This is a genomic window from Bacillus sp. Cr_A10 (assembly GCF_029222665.1).
GTDB lineage: Bacteria > Bacillota > Bacilli > Bacillales_A > Planococcaceae > Psychrobacillus.
This window is the reverse complement of record NZ_JARHXR010000008.1, coordinates 234492-250739: the sequence shown is the minus strand read 5'-3', so window position 1 is coordinate 250739 and position 16248 is coordinate 234492. Positions and strand designations below refer to the sequence as shown.

Here is a 16248-nt window from a genome sequence, read left to right as displayed (position 1 = left end):
ACGCGTCCGCCTGGAACGGAAATTAATGGGTCCAAAATAAAAATCGAGTCTCCTGCGGGGTCTTATCTGGACACGCTGTTCCCGCTAGAGTCGCGCCATTCGTTTCAATCAACCGAATTCTATAATGAACATTATATTCTACACTTACTTGTTCTAACTAATAGTCCGATGACGAAAGATCAATTCAATGAAGCAGGAAGTATCCATTAATTACCTATTCTTTTTCGTTCTATTTCCTTTGCAATCAGATTACCATGAAAACGCCCGTTTTCAATAAATATTTCATTTGCATTATTTCCTGCAGCAATCACCCCTGCAATAAAAATGCCTTCAATATTCGTTTCCATTGTATCCACATTAAATGTAGGTCTACCCGACTCCTGATCAATAATAACTCCCATTTTAGTTAAAAAATTATGATCTGGATGATAACCTGTCATCGCAAATACAAAGTCGTTCTCAACTTTGAAATCACCATCTGGTCCATTTAAATACACAAACTGTTCGTCCACTTCTAACACTGAGGTATCAAAATGCATAATTATTTCTTTATTGCGGACAAGTCCCTCAAATTCAGGTAAAATCCAAGGTTTAATGCTTGGAGAATAATTACTACCGCGATACACAACTGTTACATTTGCACCTGCTTTATTTAACTCTAAAGCAGCATCAATTGCGGAGTTTTTGCCTCCTATTACTAAAACATTTTGGGCAAAATAAGGATGACCTTCTCTAAAATAATGTAGAACCTTTGGTAATTCTTCTCCTGGTATCCCCATATAGTTAGGTTGGTCGTAATAACCTGTTGCAATGATGACATTCGAAGCATGATAAATTGCTTTTGAAGTTGTCACTAGAAAATGTTTATCTTTTTTTTCTACACTCTGTACATACTCGTACTTATTAACTTGTATGTTTTTTAACTTAACTACTTCTCTATAATAGACTAACGCTTGATTTCTCTTTGGCTTTCTTTCTTCGACAATGAAAGGTATATCGCCTATCGATAGTTTCTCACTTGTACTAAAAAAAGTTTGGTGAGTAGGATAATTATATATTGCTTCCACGATATTTCCTTTTTCTATAACTACGCAATTTAAACCAATTTCCTGAGCAGCGATTGCTGCTGCAAGTCCGCATGGTCCTCCACCAACAATGAGTACGTCTATGTTTTGATCCACACTTATAACTTCCTTCCTTAATTCTTCTAGTTATTTCCTTTTTGCTTTCCAAATAATGTGATGAGATGGCACTCTGATTTAGCCCCTAACCTTAGATGAATCCCTGTAGTACCAAAGCCATTACTTACAAGTTCCGCGCTTTTCTCTTTCACCCGAAACGTTCCTTTTTCATAAATTCCAATAGGGCCCAAACGAATTTGCCCGCCATGAAGATGTCCGGCCATTAACAAATGTGGTTTAGCCACTTTTTTGGCATTGTTGAAAAATGCTGGTGCATGGCATACAAATACAACTACTTCATTTTCTGATACTTCTTGAAAAGCATCATATATTCTAACCCTTCCACTAAAACCATCATTTATTCCAACTAAACGAATGACAGAATGGTTATTATGTATTGCCAGAGATGTATTATTTAAAATCATTACATCATTTTTTTCTAATATAGAGTTCAGATGCTCCTCACCTATTTCACGATCGTTGTTTCCATAAACGTAATAAACAGGTCCAAGTTTACTTAAATCAACTATATTATTTTCAGTTCTCTCCAGGGGTACACCTTTTTCAGTTAAATCCCCCCCAATCACTACTATATCTACCTCACCTACTAGAGAATGAATCAGTTTTTCGGGTATTTGTCTACGATGAATATCGGAGATGAAAAATATATTAAATTGCTCCCCATCTTTCATTTCCTCGATTTGTAATGAATGTTTTATAACATTTGTCTGAAACGCCAAAAATCTCATATAAAACATCAACGTTGCACTAAAAATGATGAAAAGTATAATGATATAAGTCAATTATATCCCCCTATCTAAACATAGAAAAGGACAGGGAATTCCCCTGTCCAGCGCCGTACAAATATTGTAGAGATTATTATCAATCTTTGTCGATGTGTAATACTCGAAATCCTGACTTTTCAAGGTCTGCAATAATTCGATCTACTTTTTGATCGTTATCAATTTTAAGTACGATTCTACGGGCTAGTTTATCCGTTTCATCAAAAGTAACTAATGAAATTACAGGTGTATGATATTTGTGTAGAATATCCGAAACCTTAAGTATCCGACCTTCGGATTCAACTGAGGCAAAAGTAATTCTAGTGCCTTTTCTATTCATACCAAAAGCGCTTTGGAACTGGTTAATTGTATCATATCGTGTCACAATTCCTAGAAACTTTCCTTCATCTAATACCGCGATAATTGGAAAGTCGTACAGTTTTACAAAAGTACTTTCAAATACATCTTCTAATTCTACGAATGTATCTTCTCTTGTAACAACGTCCATAACAGTCGTCTTCTTTAAAAATGTTTCTCGATCCAAGTCACTATAGTAAAAGGCCTTATATAAAAGATATTTATTAAACATACCTCTATATATACCATTATCGAGTATAGGAAGTGCATCAATTTCTTTTTCATCAAGCTGCTGCAAAGCTTCTAGCAGTGAAGTATTTGGTTGAACAGTCAAACATTTTTCTTTAGGGATCATCACACTTTTTACAAACATTTAAAGTACACCTCTTCCAAACGGGATATTCTTTATATATTCTTCAAAAGTAGAAAATATCCTTCTTTACAAGTTATTCTAAGGCAATATCAGTTTCTGTCCAGCTGAAATACTATTCGATGTTAATCCATTTGCAGCTTTTATTTTTTCAACTGCATTTGGATCCTTATAATAGTTTACTGCTATTCGATACAGTGTTTCATCTGCTTTTACAATATGCGTTCTTTGTTCGGTTTCAACTTTTTGTTCTTCTTCTTTTGGTTCTTCTTTTGGTTCTGTTTTCACTTCTGGTTTCACTTCAGGAGTTGCTTGTTCAATTGACTCCTCTTTTGGGGTTGAAGGTTCATTCTCATCTTCGGCTTCTTGCGAATTTTCTTCCACACTTTCTTCTTCCTCTTCCTGCTCCGTGCCATTTGAAATTGGTTTTGTTTCCACTTGAATGACACCTTGACTAGAAGCCTCTTCCACTTTATCTGGAGTGTAGAAAAAATGTACATATAGGAAAATGCACACAGGTATTAAGATAAAGATAAAAAACAAAGAAGGTAACAGAAGGTTTTTAGATTTTTTTTTAGGCTTTTTAGTATAGCTAGATCTTCTAGTTCTTCTTGATTCCGTCATATTATCTTCTAGGCCAATAGATTGTCTATGCTCATCAATCTTTTTTTGATAATCGTCTTGATTCATATTGTTCAAACTCCATTCATTCCTTCTTTACTAACTCTATTATGACGAATTTTGTTGAAAAAGTAAACTTCACAATGTTTTAAGGACGGAGCAACTCATTAATTCTATTGAACCAGTTTAGTTCTATTTCTTCTCCATTTTGCTTTTCACGTTTTGTAAGTAATAGCTGGAGATCAAGTGAACAATTTGAACAACAATTCATTGGCCTAGTAATCAGTTGTTCATCAAAAGAATATAAAATTTGTTCCCTTATACACCGTTCACTTTGGAATAAATTAAATAACTTATGAATTTCTAGCCATTTTCTCTGTTTTATGTCATGAAATAAAGCAATAGTCTCTTGTTCAGATAAGATTTCCTTCCAATAATTCAATATACGTAACGTAGTCTCCGAAAGAATAATCTGATTATCTTCTGATTGAAAAGCAGCATGAATATCCGTTTCATCCGGAAAATCCTTCATTGCAACATAAAAAGACTGTTCTACATCCGAATTAGTGTAAATAAGTGAAGCAATCGACTGATTTCCATCTCTTGCTGCTCTTCCCACTTCTTGCATATAACTAGCAATAGAAGTTGGGATATGATCATGTATAATTTGTCGAATATTGTTTTTATGAATACCCATACCAAATGCATTTGTTGCACAAATCCAATCTAAATCTCCATGCTGAAATTGTTGTTGGACTAATACACGATCATCTTGTTCCATTTTAGCATGATAAAATGCAACTTTTACTCCTCTTTCCTCTAATTCACTAGCATAAAATTCTGCTTTTTTACGAGATTGAGTATATAAAATTCCTGGACCATTAGTAGAGGTTATACGACCTACAATCCAAGCTTCTTTCTCCTTATGATCATCTACTTTTTGTACTTCATAAGCAATTGTAGGTCGATCTAATGAATGAATATACTCAAATGGATCTTTCATATGTAAGGTCCCTTTTATATCTTTAACTACTTTTTTGGTGGCAGTTGCTGTTAAAGCAAGTACATTCGCTTTTGGAAATGCATCTAACCATTTCGAGATTCTCAAATAATCAGGACGAAAATCATACCCCCACTGTGAAATACAATGTGCTTCATCTGCTACTATATATGCTATGGAAATAGCGGATAAGGCATTATTAAAACGTTTATTTTGAAGCATTTCTGGTGAAGTAAAGATAAACTTATAGGAAGCCAAATTTCTCATAACCATTTCTTTTTGTTCGTAAGTTAGAAAAGAGTTTATTGCAACTACTCTTTTTTCACCGATTATCTTTAATTGTTCTACTTGATCTTGCATTAACGATACTAATGGAGAAACAATTACAACAGTACCCTTTATAAAATAAGCGGGCAATTGATATAATAATGATTTTCCCATACCAGTAGGCAGTATTGCGACTACATCTTTTCCTTCGATGACCTGTTCAATTATTTCTTTTTGTCCTTCTCGAAAAGAACTATATCCAAATTTCTGATGAAGAATTTCTGTCAGCTTATCCATTAGCCCCTTCTCCTTTTGCAAGTGCAATTCTAATTTGAAAAAAGCTTAAATGAGGAACATGCTCGCGAATAGCTTTTAACTTTTTAGTTTGTAAACTATTAGAAATCTTCAACACTTTATCAACTTGTTCATTGGATATATAAGAGTAAATAGGAAAGTTTCGTATAGCTGATACGATTTCAATAATATGATCTTCAATCGTATTAAATTTTAAAAAGCGTATTGCAGCTATATCCTCCAGGGTATGGCCTTTTTGAATTAATTGATACGTCTTCATTGCAGATTCAGTCAAAGGAGTTTGAACCTCTACATTTTTTGTGAGAGGTAATAAGTCTGGAAACTTTTCATTATGGATAATCGATAGTGCAATATGTAAACTCTCAATGAATAACAGTTTTATATCCAAAAGTGGTCGATTGTAATACCGAGCTAATTGCTCCCATGTCAACCCACTCCTTCCATAACCACTTAGACGATAGACAAATATTTCTCTATGAATATTCTCAAATTTTGTGTTCTCAAGTAGCTGCAGAAATTGTTGCCTAAAGTTTGTATAAAATTCTGCACTTTTATAATCCCTGCTAAATAGATATTCTTTAACAAAATGATGTATATCTGGATTCTTTTGATTTGGAACATAACGGTGCACATTGGCTTCAAAATGAGATAACGTTTGAATAACCAAAGCAATTCTGCTCCAAAACATATGCTCATTTCCTCTATATAACCATCCATTAAATTGAGGGTCTCTCATTGAATTCATGTGCATTGTGCCTTTTTCTGTAAGATTAATTATCGACTCGTCTTCTTCAATATACCCCTCTTTTAAAAGTGTCAAAATTTCGCCATTATATTCATCTAGTGATAATTTAGGATACAGTGAAAAAAAAGGATGAAGTTTAAAATAAGTAACATCCTGTATCGTCTGGCCAGATTTTTTGCCTTTTAATAAGTAAAATGGAGCTGTAGAAGACCGTTCTCCATGAAACTTATGTATGATTAATAATAATAATTGATGAAAGTACACTGTAAATACCTCACGTTTTTTAATGTATTTTTGTTGAAATGTCACGTAAACAGCTTTAGAATGAATAAGATAGCTATTCCGTGTAAGCAGATATAAAGGAGAGAATATATTTATGGCTAAATATACAATTGTAGATAAAGATACATGTATCGCTTGTGGCGCATGTGGCGCAGCAGCACCTGATATATACGATTACGATGATGAAGGCATTGCATACGTTATTCTAGATGATAACATGGGGACAGTAGAAGTTCCAGACGAACTACTAGAAGATATGGAAGATGCTTTTGAAGGATGCCCTACAGATTCAATTAAAGTGGCAGATGAGTCATTTGAAGGCGATGCTTTGAAATTTGAATAGATGAACAATACAAACTGCCTAGATTTTTCAGGCAGTTTTTTTATAAGAAAAACATTTTAAAAGGCTTATCTAAAAGAAGCATTTTCTAAATAATAGAGGAATGTCCTTTCAGACTGGTAGACAAACTCGAATTTATTTTTATATATAATATACAATTTTCCCAAAGTTTTCCACAAAATGTAGAGAACTTAGATTGCCTTACATTTGACGAGGCGCACTTAGCCTTCCTTACGCAGAGGGCACTGAAAAAGTCTATAGAATTTGACTTTACTAAATAATGTCGTCCGATAAATAAAAAAATCGTTGAAACGGCTCCCTTTCCGCGGGCGTTGCCTTAGCCTCCTAGGCCAACACGATGTTGGTCATGCAATCGTTGCCGCAGGATGCGGCGAACTTAGATTGCCTTCCCCTCAACTGCGGGGTCTTCGGCTAACGCTTTTCCCGCAGGAGTGTCGCCTTTTTCAACGATTTTTCTTTATATACTGATTGAAAAAATTTAAGTGATTAATACTTGCTCTATTAATGGCATGATGGATTTCTAATTGGAACGCGGATAATAGTTGATTGAAGTAAAAGGCGGCGACTCTAGCCGGAAAAGCATGAGGTGAAGACCCTGGACTGAGCGGAGCGAGGGAAGCGACTGAAGCCATGCCGGCGGAACGCGTCCGCCTGGAACGGAAATTAATGTGGCCAACATAAAAATCGAGTATGTGAACAACTTGTCGTTCACATACTTCAGTGAGGACTTTCTCAGTGCCCTTGCTCGACTCCTGTAGTGTCGCCTTTCTCGCTTTCTCGAAGGATTCGAGCGGACGTTTCCCAAACCTACAATAAAATACCTTATTATTTTTTATATACCCAGGAAGAATAATCCTGAGTTAATAGAAAAGCATGACAAAAAATCAAAATAATGAACGAGACCAATTAGCAAACTTCCTTTTGTCTAAAACCAGAAAGGACGTTTCTCTAAGATAGAGAAACGTCCTTTAATTAATTTACATCAGGAACACTAAACGAATTTGTTACTCGGTCGAGCAATGGTTTCATTCGCTTAAATAAAACAATCATAACGATTGTAACTAATAGTCCTTTTATCAAATTGAACGGTAGGATACCGAAAATAATAGAATTGAACAAAGCTGTACCAGTCTCCATAGGGAAGTTTAAGAAGTACGTATACATTGGTAAAAATACAAAGTAATTTAAAACACTCATGCCTATTGCCATGGAAATCGTTCCAGAAGCTAAACCGTACATGATCCCTTTAGATGATGATGCTTTGCGATAAATTAAATAAACAGGTGCTATAAATAGAATACTAGTTACAAAATTCGCCATATGTCCTACTGGTACACCAGTTGGACTTCCAGCAAACAACCAATCTAATACGTTTTTCAAAAACGCTACGACAATACCTGCAATTGGCCCCATCGTAATAGCCGCAATTAGTGCTGGAATATCACTAAAATCCACTTTTAAATAAGCTGGTAGTACCGGTAACGGAAATGCAAGTAGCATCAATACAAAGGAAATACTACTCAACATTGCGATAGCAATAAGCTTTCGCGTCTTACTTTTTGTCATTATTCCTCTCTCCTTTTGCGATTCACTCCACAAGAAGAAAGGTTCAGTACGAAATTGTAACTCAAAAATCCCTTAAGCTATTAAAGAGCTCAAGGGAGAAACAAGGCACACTTAAAAAAAGCGTATCCGTATTAGAGTATACGAAAAACGACTGTACCTTCACCTTCTCCCATCCAGACTATACTGTCGGCTTTGGAATCTAACCAAATCCTGCCAATTACGGCTCGCGGGCTCAAGAAATAAATCTTCTAATACCGCCGATCGGGAATTTCACCCTGCCCCGAAGATGAATCAATATTTTATTATTCTTCAAGAATAATATCTTGAATTAATAATATATTAACAAAAACACAACCTTTATGCAATATAATTGCTTCAAAATTTTATGATATAAAAAATGCCAGGCTTTGAATAAATCAAAGCTTGGCATTCCAAATTCTTATTGGACGCTCATTATAAAACCATTTGGTCCAAGTGGAGTAGGAAGGGTATTTTCGAAATTAAATATTTCCCACTGCTCCTGTACTACATTTTCTAATTTCACTTCAGTTCCAAAGCTTGCTGCGGTCAATGCGAATGCTTCAATTAATCTTGTAGCCTCATTTGGCTCCATCGATTCTAAATCCAATGGTTCGTTAAATTTGATAACAGCTATTCCTTCTCGATCTTCATATGAGTAAGTAATATTCGATGGGATTACAGAAGTGTATATGTCGTTATCTACGTTTTTCATTTCAATAAATGCTTCAGCAATCGTTTCATAAGAAGCTGAAAAGTTAGGAGTTAAATATATATTTCCATTTTGGGCACGGTAATTATAGTAATTATGTTGACCTTTCGACCCTTCTAATTTACTCGGCTCAGCTAATATGCCTACTTGATCCCATTCAAGTGGAGAGCCGTCCTCATTTAAAAGAGCGATTGAATCAAAATCCGTAAAAATTTCATTTAGAGAGCTCCAATACGGTACCGATGTTCCAGACGCTGTGTCATAACCATGTGCAGTAGGGAGATAATGCTTTAGTAATTGATTATCCGCAACAAAATACCCTTTATAAGGATGATACTCTGTAAATCCGAGCGACTCTTCATTAATCAAACTTGCATAACGTTCATACAACTGTAAACTATTTGGTTTCATATCTGGAAAATCGGCTTCCACTTGCTCTTTTGGAATAATAATTGTGACAGGTACAGTTAATGCATTTTCATTGAATGAAAAATGAAACACAGTACCTCCATTTAAATCACCTTCATAGACAGCATATCTTTTATCTATTGGTTTTAATTCTATATACGATTCCATTATACTTGTCATTTTTGACATATCGTCCGATGATTCAGTTTTACTTTCTTCACTTGTTATAGCAGCATTCTCAGTAACATCCATGGACTGCGTACTTTCTTCTTCACTGCTCTTCTGTTCCATTTTTTCGCTAGTGCTATACTGCTTCATTGAATTGTCATTATTCAAATAGGAAGAAACTAAAAAAGTGAGAAGAAATATGGAAGCAATTGAAATAACTAAAGGTAACCATTTGGATTGAATCCTACGTGAAGAGTATTTAGTTGATTCTTTTTCGTGACCTAATACCTCTTGTTTTACCCGATTATACACATCTTCTTTGGAACGATGATCTGTAAACTTGGGCATTTGGTTCAGTAATTCATCTAGTGCTTCATCATCTTTTTTCCAATCACTCATGATGAACCTTACCCTCCTTCTTTGTTTCAGATAATCGTTCACGCAATGACTTTATAGCTCGGTGTTGTGTTGTTTTCACTTTTCCTTCTGACCAGTTAAGTATTTGTGCTGTTTCAGCAATGGATAGCTGCTGAAAATAACGCATTATGATAACCATTTTTTGATCGCCAGTGCAATCATCTAGAGCAGTTAATAGAGATTTCATTTCGTCATTCAATTGAACTAAATCCTCTGGAAGCATATCTGACGATGCAAGTTGCATCGTTTCCCAATTAAAGGATTCGAACAACCTTTTTTTTCTCACTGATTGCTTTCTAAAATGGTCGATTGCTACATTTTTAGCAATAGAAAATAGCCATGTCTTCTCAGAACTTTTCCCCTCGAATCGGCTATAAGCCCTTAAAACGCGAACATACACTTCTTGGACCAAGTCTTCCGCAGTCTGTCTATTTTTAACCAAATAGATCAGAAACTGAAAAACGTCTTGATGATAATTATCATACAAGCGGTGGAAAACGGAGTCATTCATAAGCTCCCCCCGTTCTTACAATTAGTCGTTCATGAACTGTTTTTGTTTCAATTAGTTAGAGGTAATCGGATAATGAATTTAGTACCAACACCTAGTTCACTTTCCACAGATAAATTACCATCATGACGTTCTATTATATTTTTAGCAATTGCTAAACCAAGACCTGTTCCACTCTTTCCTCTCGTTCTTGCTTTATCCCCTTTATAAAAACGTTCGAAAACATAAGGAAGGTCTTCACTCGGTATGCCATAACCTGTGTCTTCCACTTCCATCACAAATTGATGGTCGATTTTCGAAATTCTAACTGTGACAGATCCTTTTTCCGTATGACGCAGAGCATTGTCAATTAAATTTGTCAGCACTTGTTCCATACGATCTTCATCGATTTCTAGCGTCATAGGCTCAAGTAAGTTTTGTTCAAAATTTAAACGAAGATTTTTTTCTTTCGCTATTTGATCAAACTTTTGAGTAATTCGTTCAATTGTAGGTATTACCAATACTTCCTCTTTAAAAATACTTAAGTAGCCTGATTCTAAACGTGCTAAATCTAATAATTCTGTTACAAGTCTTCCCATTCGTTTAGATTCATCATAAATGATTCGAATCATCTCTTTACGGTCTTCCTCCGTCGTCACAACATCATCAATAATCGCTTCACTATATCCTTGTAGCATCGAAATTGGGGTTCTGAGTTCGTGTGAGACATTGGCAATAAAGTCAGAACGCATTTTATCCAACTGGTGTTGTTCTGTCATATCTCTCAGAACTACAACTGCTCCCCTAACCATCTCTTTACTGTAAAGAAGACTTATAGAAACGGAGAAATAGGAACCTTTAATTTCTAATTCTTCATCTATCTCCTCTTCATTATGGAAAACATGATCCAGTAAATGGTATAGTTCTGCAGGCAAATGAGAATTATCAGCTACTTCATTATTCATATGCCATTTTTGCATTAAAAGCTCCGCTTGTGGATTACTTACTTGCACGTTGAAATCTTTATTAAAGGTAATCACTGCATCTGTCATGGAAGTTAATATGTTTGATAGCTGTTCTTTTTCTTGATTAATCACTTCCACATGATGCTTTAATTGACTTCCCATTCGATTGAATGCGGTTGCCAGTCCTCCTATTTCATCCTTTTGATGATAGGAAACTTTTGCTTCAAAATTCCCTTTTGCTAGTTCTGAAGCTGCTTCTCGCATAGAGCGGAGAGGAGATGTGATTCTAGAAGTTAAGAAAAACGAAAACATGGTAGTTAACAATAACGCAATAAATCCTGATAAAAAGACAATGTTCGTTGTCTGGTTGGACGTTTTGTTTACCACGTCTAAACTTTGGTATATAAATACACCGCCATGTATTTCATTATTTGACTCCAAAGGAGATGCTAATATAATATATGATTCCATCTTATTCTCTTCTGTCATGGACGGCATTAACATTTTTTTAATAATTGTATCGTTAGATGTATAAACTTTTGTAAGTTCTTTATCTTTAAGTATTTTATCTCTAATAACATCTTTCTTTAAACCATCGTGAACAGACAAAGACACGGAATTTGAATCTCTAACAATTAAGGCACTTGTTTCTGTACCAAGTATATCTTCAATAATTTGAAAGGAATCTTCCACCTGGTTGTACTCTTCCACTATTTTCCCTATAGTTGCTGCCTCTTGTCTTAAAGATTCTTCCGCTTGCTCTGTATGGAAATCTGTTAAGAATTCTAGCATTAAAACGGTTACAATAAACAACACAAATAAGACGAGAAGCAATATGGTTCCCCATAGCTTCCCGACAACACTATTCCAAATTCTATTCATTGACAACCTCAAATTTGTAACCTACACCCCAAACAGTTACGATCATTTTAGCTGCCTTTTCAGATACTCTATTTAACTTCTCACGTAACCGTTTTACATGGGTATCGACTGTTCTCAAATCTCCAAAGAAATCATAATGCCAGACTTCTTTTAACAACTGTTCTCGATCAAACACTTTGTCTGGTGCTTTTGCTAAAAAGTAAAGTAACTCATATTCCTTTGGAGTTAAGCTTACTTCAACACCATCTGCAGTAACACGATGTGCATCATGATCAATAGTTAAATGAGGAAATACTACAATATCTTTTGAAGCAGAAGCTCCTTGAATAGGTGACAATACAGCAGAGCGTTTTAAAATAGCTTTAATGCGCAAGACTACTTCCCTTGGACTAAATGGTTTTACTATGTAGTCATCAGCACCAAGTTCAAATCCCTCGACTCTGTTTGCTTCTTCGCCTTTAGCAGTTAACAATATGACCGGTGTTTCCTTATGTCCTCTTAATTCAGTAATTACTTCAATACCGTCTTTCTCAGGCATCATAATATCTAATAATATACAATTATAATCATTCTCTAAGGCAAGTTGTAATGCAATTTCTCCATTTTCTGCTTCTTCAACTTCGTAACCTTCACGTTCTAAATACATTTTTAACAATCGACGGATACGTTCCTCATCGTCTACTACTAAAAGCTTAATCATTTCAGACATAATATCATACCCTTCTATCAACTTCTAATATATATTGTACAATTAGTCGTACTAAATTGAAAGAAAAGCTCCTATCTCTTTAAGAGACAAGAGCTTTTTCGTTTATTTATAGAATAGAATATTAAACTCTATCGCTACTTGTACAGACTTCATACACTATTCCCCGAGAGTTATATAAGCACATAAGCAATTCTATTAAGCGTAAGAGTGTAAGCCAGCAATAATTAAGTTTACTGCTATTAAATTGAACATAATAATTATAAAACCAATTAAAGCTAGCCAAGCAGATTTTTCACCATGCCAACCTTTAGTTAGACGTAAGTGAAGGAACACTGCGTAGAACAACCAAGTAATAAGCGCCCAAACCTCTTTTGGATCCCAGCCCCAGAATCTAGACCATGCCTCATGTGCCCAAATCATTGCAAAAATTAGTGCTCCTAAAGTGAACACAGGGAAACCAATAAGAACTGAACGATACCCAATTTCATCCATATATTGAGAGTTAGCTTTTTTAGCAAATGGTTGCAGCACAGCTGCTATAGGTTTGCGTAAAATTAAACGCAGTATTACATATAATATTGTTCCAAAAATAACAGACCATGTAACAATCGTAAGTTTTTTAGCATTTACTAATGGCGGCATTTCCACCAGTGGTTCCATTGCATTTTCTGTGATGGCTTCTGATTTATTCATTCCAAAAATAGCTGGCATGTTATATTCCATTTCAGCTGCATTACCTTCTTTATTTACATAACTATATTCAGCCTTATAGTCTGCAATTGTAAATGCAGTCGTAGAAATGACAAAACCAAGAACTAAAACAACCAAATACATAACTGCCTCTATCCAAAAGCTCTGTTTTGATTTTTTTGTCAGATCAATATTTTTTAGAAGCCAAATTAATCCTGCAACGGCACTAATGGCTAAAATGGATTCACCAAGTGCCGCAGTAATTACATGGACAGTCAACCAGTAACTTTTAAGAGCCGGGATTAACGGGGTAATATCTCTTGGGAACATACTTGCATATGCAATGATTAATACGGCAATTGGTAATGCAAAAAGCCCAAGAGAAGGTACTCTATAAATAAAGTAAATTAAAATAAATGCCCCTACAACCATCATCCCAAACGCAGTTGTAAACTCAAATAAATTACTAACCGGAGCATGTCCAGCTGCAATCCATCTTGTAAAAAAGTAACCAAGATTGGATATAAAACCAATAATAGTAACTGTAATCGCTAATTTTCCCCAGCGATCAAATGATTTTGAAGTAGTATTCTCCGAGCTAGAACCTTTTACTGCTCCCCCGAATAAAAAAGTTGCAACTAAATAAGCAATAAATGCTATTAATAATAAAGTACTACTAAGTGATACCAAATCCATAAAACTAGACTCCTTTCTCTTTTTCCGCTTTAGCGTCTAAATCTTGTTGGTCTTCATAAGGTGGAAGAATCGCAACTTTTGAAACTGCATCTAAGTCTTTTTGAATACTTAACCAGTTTTTGTTTGTATGTGCTGCAATTACAACTTGCCCATCTTCTAATTGCTGCAACCATATACGACGATGATTCCAGTATGAACCTTGGGCTACCCCAATCATGAAGATCAGTCCGCCAAGTCCGAGTAAAGGAAGCGTTAAATCTTTGCGAATAGTTAAACCAGAAACATCTCTTGTCTCAACGCTTTGGAATGCAATCTTATGCTGATTTTCGCCAAGTGGCTCTAATGTTTCTTTGATCATTACAAAGCTTGTTTCTCCTTTTGGAAATTCCGGACTATACATTTTCACCAAAAATGCAGGATTATTAGGAAGCGGCGATTGTGATTGTGGAACTCCATCTTCAAAACCAGTGAAATCCGCGTAATAATCCATAATTTCCACTTTGTAGCCATCTTTTAACTGATATTCTGCTTGGGGATTAGCCAAATCAATTGTAAATTCCCCGAAAGACTCCTTAGAAGCTTTGTCTTGTAATTGGAATGTCATAGATTTTAATTCATCTAAACGGAAATCCATTTGGAAGACAGAGAAGTTATCAAATTTAAGCGGTTGATTCACTTGAATTGATTCTTCTTTAATAGGTTTTAAATCATCAGGTTTTCCTGCAATTGCATCATCTGCACCTTTATATAACACAACATCTGATTGATAATTTTTAGCAATTGTTCCAACTCGGTCAATTGCTTCACCAAACACTTCTTCCGACTCTTCCTTTGAATACGTTTCATAAATAAAATCTTTGCTTTCCAAGAAGTATCCATTTGTCTTTGGTATGTAAAGTGTTTCTCCTTCTCTTAGCCACATTGTTTCATCCACATAAAATCCCGGTATAGCTCTCAACATAACTCCAAATAAGAAGATAATTAGACCAAGATGATTCACATATGGGCCCCAACGAGAAAAACGACCTTTTTCTGCTAAGATTGCATTTCCTTCTCGTTTTACTTTATAGCGCATTGTATTCAGTTTTTCTTCTGCTTTATTTAAAGAATCTAATGGCTCTTCCACATTGCCAATTCCATAAATACGCTGACGACTTAAAAAACTGATATGTCTTTTCGTTTTTTGTTTCTTAAGAGATTTATAAAGTGGAATTACACGGTCTAAACTTGCAATAACTAATGAAATCCCTAACATACCAACTAATGTTTGGAACCACCATGAGCTATATAAGTCTGATAATCCCAATTCATAATAAACTTTCCCGAAAGTACCATATACTCTCTCATAATACGCGGCAATATCTGCTTCCGATACCGCAGGTACATAGAACACTTGTGGTAATATTGTCCCTATCGCAGCCGCCACTAAAATAGCAACAATTATCCACATACCGACTTTCACACTAGAAAAGAAATTCCAAATCTTGTCAATAATTGTTTTGTTATATGTTTGAGACCTTCTAGCAGATCCTTCATAACGCATGTCTACTAGTTTTTTTTCTTTTATTTCTTGTGATAAAGGACGACCACAGCTTTCACATAACTCTGTACCAGCTGGGTTTACGTTACCGCATGTACAAACTATTTTGTCCATTTATACGAACTCCTTTAGGAAGGTTTAACCTGTTCCATAAAATTAGCAATGTCTTGCTCTGTCATTTCACCTTTTATAATTTTCTCAATACGACCTTCTGGATTAATTAAAAAAGTAGTTGGCAGGGGATCGATATTATATAGTTCCATTACACTTTTATTCCGATCAATTGCAATAGGAAAAGTTAAACCATATCGATTAACAAAGCTATTTACTTTTAAATCAGATTCCCCAATATTAATTGCCAGTGTTTGAACACCCTGATCCTTATACTCATTGTACTGGTTGTCCATTGCTGGCATCTCTGTTGCGCAAGGTTTACACCACGTACCCCAAAAATTTAAGAAAATACCTTCACCTTGATAATCAGAAAGTTTATGCTCGTTACCATTCATATCTACTAACATAAAATCTGGTGCTTTATCACCTACTTGAAGGACGGCGTTTTTTTCTTTGTTTAAGTTGGAGTAAACAGTAAACACAATTGCAAATGTAAGCACTACCAAAATAACAGTTCTTATATAAAAACGCTGTTTTTTAGTTTGAGCCATTTCATTTTCCTCCATTTCCAAACATAACCGACACTATTATACCA

General features: G+C 35.1%; 16 protein-coding genes and 1 riboswitch. Of the genes, 2 read left to right on the top strand and 14 right to left on the bottom strand.

Annotated elements, in window-relative coordinates:
• The coding region (locus P2Q73_RS06920; protein ID WP_275785167.1) for a hypothetical protein at window positions 1-210 on the top strand (210 nt) is incomplete at its 5' end.
• Here the strand turns inward: P2Q73_RS06920 and P2Q73_RS06915 are convergent.
• From P2Q73_RS06915 to P2Q73_RS06890, 6 genes are all read right to left on the bottom strand, one after another.
• On the bottom strand, window positions 207-1181 hold the full coding sequence (locus P2Q73_RS06915; protein WP_275785165.1) for a YpdA family putative bacillithiol disulfide reductase: 975 nt from the start codon (window positions 1179-1181) through the stop codon (window positions 207-209). The genes P2Q73_RS06920 and P2Q73_RS06915 overlap by 4 nt on opposite strands.
• A 26-nt stretch (window positions 1182-1207) precedes the next feature.
• Entirely contained in the window at window positions 1208-1984 is a 777-nt protein-coding gene (locus P2Q73_RS06910; protein ID WP_275785161.1) for a metallophosphoesterase, read from the bottom strand.
• 79 nt (window positions 1985-2063) lie between these two features.
• Window positions 2064-2693: a CBS domain-containing protein gene (locus tag P2Q73_RS06905; protein ID WP_275785159.1), complete on the bottom strand. Its 630-nt coding sequence runs from the start codon at window positions 2691-2693 to the stop codon at window positions 2064-2066.
• Window positions 2694-2771: 78 nt separating this feature from the next.
• Window positions 2772-3380: a LysM peptidoglycan-binding domain-containing protein gene (locus tag P2Q73_RS06900; RefSeq protein WP_275785157.1), complete on the bottom strand. Its 609-nt coding sequence runs from the start codon at window positions 3378-3380 to the stop codon at window positions 2772-2774.
• 79 nt (window positions 3381-3459) lie between these two features.
• The gene (locus P2Q73_RS06895) at window positions 3460-4875 is read right to left on the bottom strand and encodes a RecQ family ATP-dependent DNA helicase (protein WP_275785154.1); all 1416 of its coding nucleotides are present in this window, start codon (window positions 4873-4875) and stop codon (window positions 3460-3462) included.
• On the bottom strand, window positions 4868-5902 hold the full coding sequence (locus P2Q73_RS06890; RefSeq protein WP_275785151.1) for a YpbB family protein: 1035 nt from the start codon (window positions 5900-5902) through the stop codon (window positions 4868-4870). The genes P2Q73_RS06895 and P2Q73_RS06890 overlap by 8 nt, the downstream gene beginning before the upstream one ends.
• Window positions 5903-6014: 112 nt before the next feature.
• Here P2Q73_RS06890 and P2Q73_RS06885 point away from each other — a divergent pair, with 112 nt between their 5' ends.
• On the top strand, window positions 6015-6263 hold the full coding sequence (locus P2Q73_RS06885) for a ferredoxin (protein ID WP_053589821.1): 249 nt from the start codon (window positions 6015-6017) through the stop codon (window positions 6261-6263).
• A 990-nt stretch (window positions 6264-7253) separates the two neighbouring features.
• Here the strand turns inward: P2Q73_RS06885 and P2Q73_RS06880 are convergent.
• From P2Q73_RS06880 to resA, 8 genes are all read right to left on the bottom strand, one after another.
• The gene (locus P2Q73_RS06880; RefSeq protein WP_275785149.1) at window positions 7254-7847 is read right to left on the bottom strand and encodes an ECF transporter S component; all 594 of its coding nucleotides are present in this window, start codon (window positions 7845-7847) and stop codon (window positions 7254-7256) included.
• A gap of 157 nt (window positions 7848-8004) precedes the next feature.
• Window positions 8005-8139: riboswitch (FMN riboswitch) on the bottom strand.
• A gap of 147 nt (window positions 8140-8286) precedes the next feature.
• Window positions 8287-9552 (bottom strand): hypothetical protein, encoded by a 1266-nt coding sequence (locus tag P2Q73_RS06875; protein WP_275785147.1) that lies wholly within the window; start codon window positions 9550-9552, stop codon window positions 8287-8289.
• Window positions 9545-10081: an RNA polymerase sigma factor SigX gene (gene sigX / locus P2Q73_RS06870; protein WP_275785144.1), complete on the bottom strand. Its 537-nt coding sequence runs from the start codon at window positions 10079-10081 to the stop codon at window positions 9545-9547. The genes P2Q73_RS06875 and sigX overlap by 8 nt, the downstream gene beginning before the upstream one ends.
• A 47-nt stretch (window positions 10082-10128) precedes the next feature.
• A complete protein-coding gene (locus P2Q73_RS06865; RefSeq protein ID WP_053589825.1) occupies window positions 10129-11904 on the bottom strand; it encodes an ATP-binding protein in 1776 nt (591 codons plus the stop codon).
• Complete coding sequence (locus tag P2Q73_RS06860; RefSeq protein WP_053589826.1) at window positions 11897-12613, bottom strand: response regulator transcription factor; 717 nt, start codon at window positions 12611-12613, stop codon at window positions 11897-11899. The genes P2Q73_RS06865 and P2Q73_RS06860 overlap by 8 nt, the downstream gene beginning before the upstream one ends.
• 195 nt (window positions 12614-12808) lie before the next feature.
• Window positions 12809-13999: a c-type cytochrome biogenesis protein CcsB gene (gene ccsB, locus P2Q73_RS06855; protein WP_056829430.1), complete on the bottom strand. Its 1191-nt coding sequence runs from the start codon at window positions 13997-13999 to the stop codon at window positions 12809-12811.
• A gap of 4 nt (window positions 14000-14003) precedes the next feature.
• Complete coding sequence (gene resB, locus P2Q73_RS06850) at window positions 14004-15653, bottom strand: cytochrome c biogenesis protein ResB (RefSeq protein WP_053589828.1); 1650 nt, start codon at window positions 15651-15653, stop codon at window positions 14004-14006.
• A gap of 14 nt (window positions 15654-15667) precedes the next feature.
• Window positions 15668-16204, bottom strand: coding sequence for a thiol-disulfide oxidoreductase ResA (gene resA, locus P2Q73_RS06845; protein ID WP_156316776.1), 537 nt, complete (start codon window positions 16202-16204; stop codon window positions 15668-15670).
• Window positions 16205-16248 lie beyond the last annotated feature (44 nt).

Bases quoted from the DNA above. Each gene is read 5' to 3' on its own strand.
- P2Q73_RS06860 (WP_053589826.1), bottom strand. From the start codon at position 12,613: ATGTCTGAAATGATTAAGCTTTTAGTAGTAGACGATGAGGAACGTATC.
- P2Q73_RS06885 (WP_053589821.1), top strand. From the start codon at position 6,015: ATGGCTAAATATACAATTGTAGATAAAGATACATGTATCGCTTGTGGC.
- P2Q73_RS06880 (WP_275785149.1), bottom strand. From the start codon at position 7,847: ATGACAAAAAGTAAGACGCGAAAGCTTATTGCTATCGCAATGTTGAGT.
- P2Q73_RS06865 (WP_053589825.1), bottom strand. From the start codon at position 11,904: ATGAATAGAATTTGGAATAGTGTTGTCGGGAAGCTATGGGGAACCATA.
- resB (WP_053589828.1), bottom strand. From the start codon at position 15,653: ATGGACAAAATAGTTTGTACATGCGGTAACGTAAACCCAGCTGGTACA.
- sigX (WP_275785144.1), bottom strand. From the start codon at position 10,081: ATGAATGACTCCGTTTTCCACCGCTTGTATGATAATTATCATCAAGAC.
- P2Q73_RS06895 (WP_275785154.1), bottom strand. From the start codon at position 4,875: ATGGATAAGCTGACAGAAATTCTTCATCAGAAATTTGGATATAGTTCT.
- ccsB (WP_056829430.1), bottom strand. From the start codon at position 13,999: ATGGATTTGGTATCACTTAGTAGTACTTTATTATTAATAGCATTTATT.
- resA (WP_156316776.1), bottom strand. From the start codon at position 16,204: ATGGCTCAAACTAAAAAACAGCGTTTTTATATAAGAACTGTTATTTTG.
- P2Q73_RS06900 (WP_275785157.1), bottom strand. From the start codon at position 3,380: ATGAATCAAGACGATTATCAAAAAAAGATTGATGAGCATAGACAATCT.
- P2Q73_RS06875 (WP_275785147.1), bottom strand. From the start codon at position 9,552: ATGAGTGATTGGAAAAAAGATGATGAAGCACTAGATGAATTACTGAAC.
- P2Q73_RS06905 (WP_275785159.1), bottom strand. From the start codon at position 2,693: ATGTTTGTAAAAAGTGTGATGATCCCTAAAGAAAAATGTTTGACTGTT.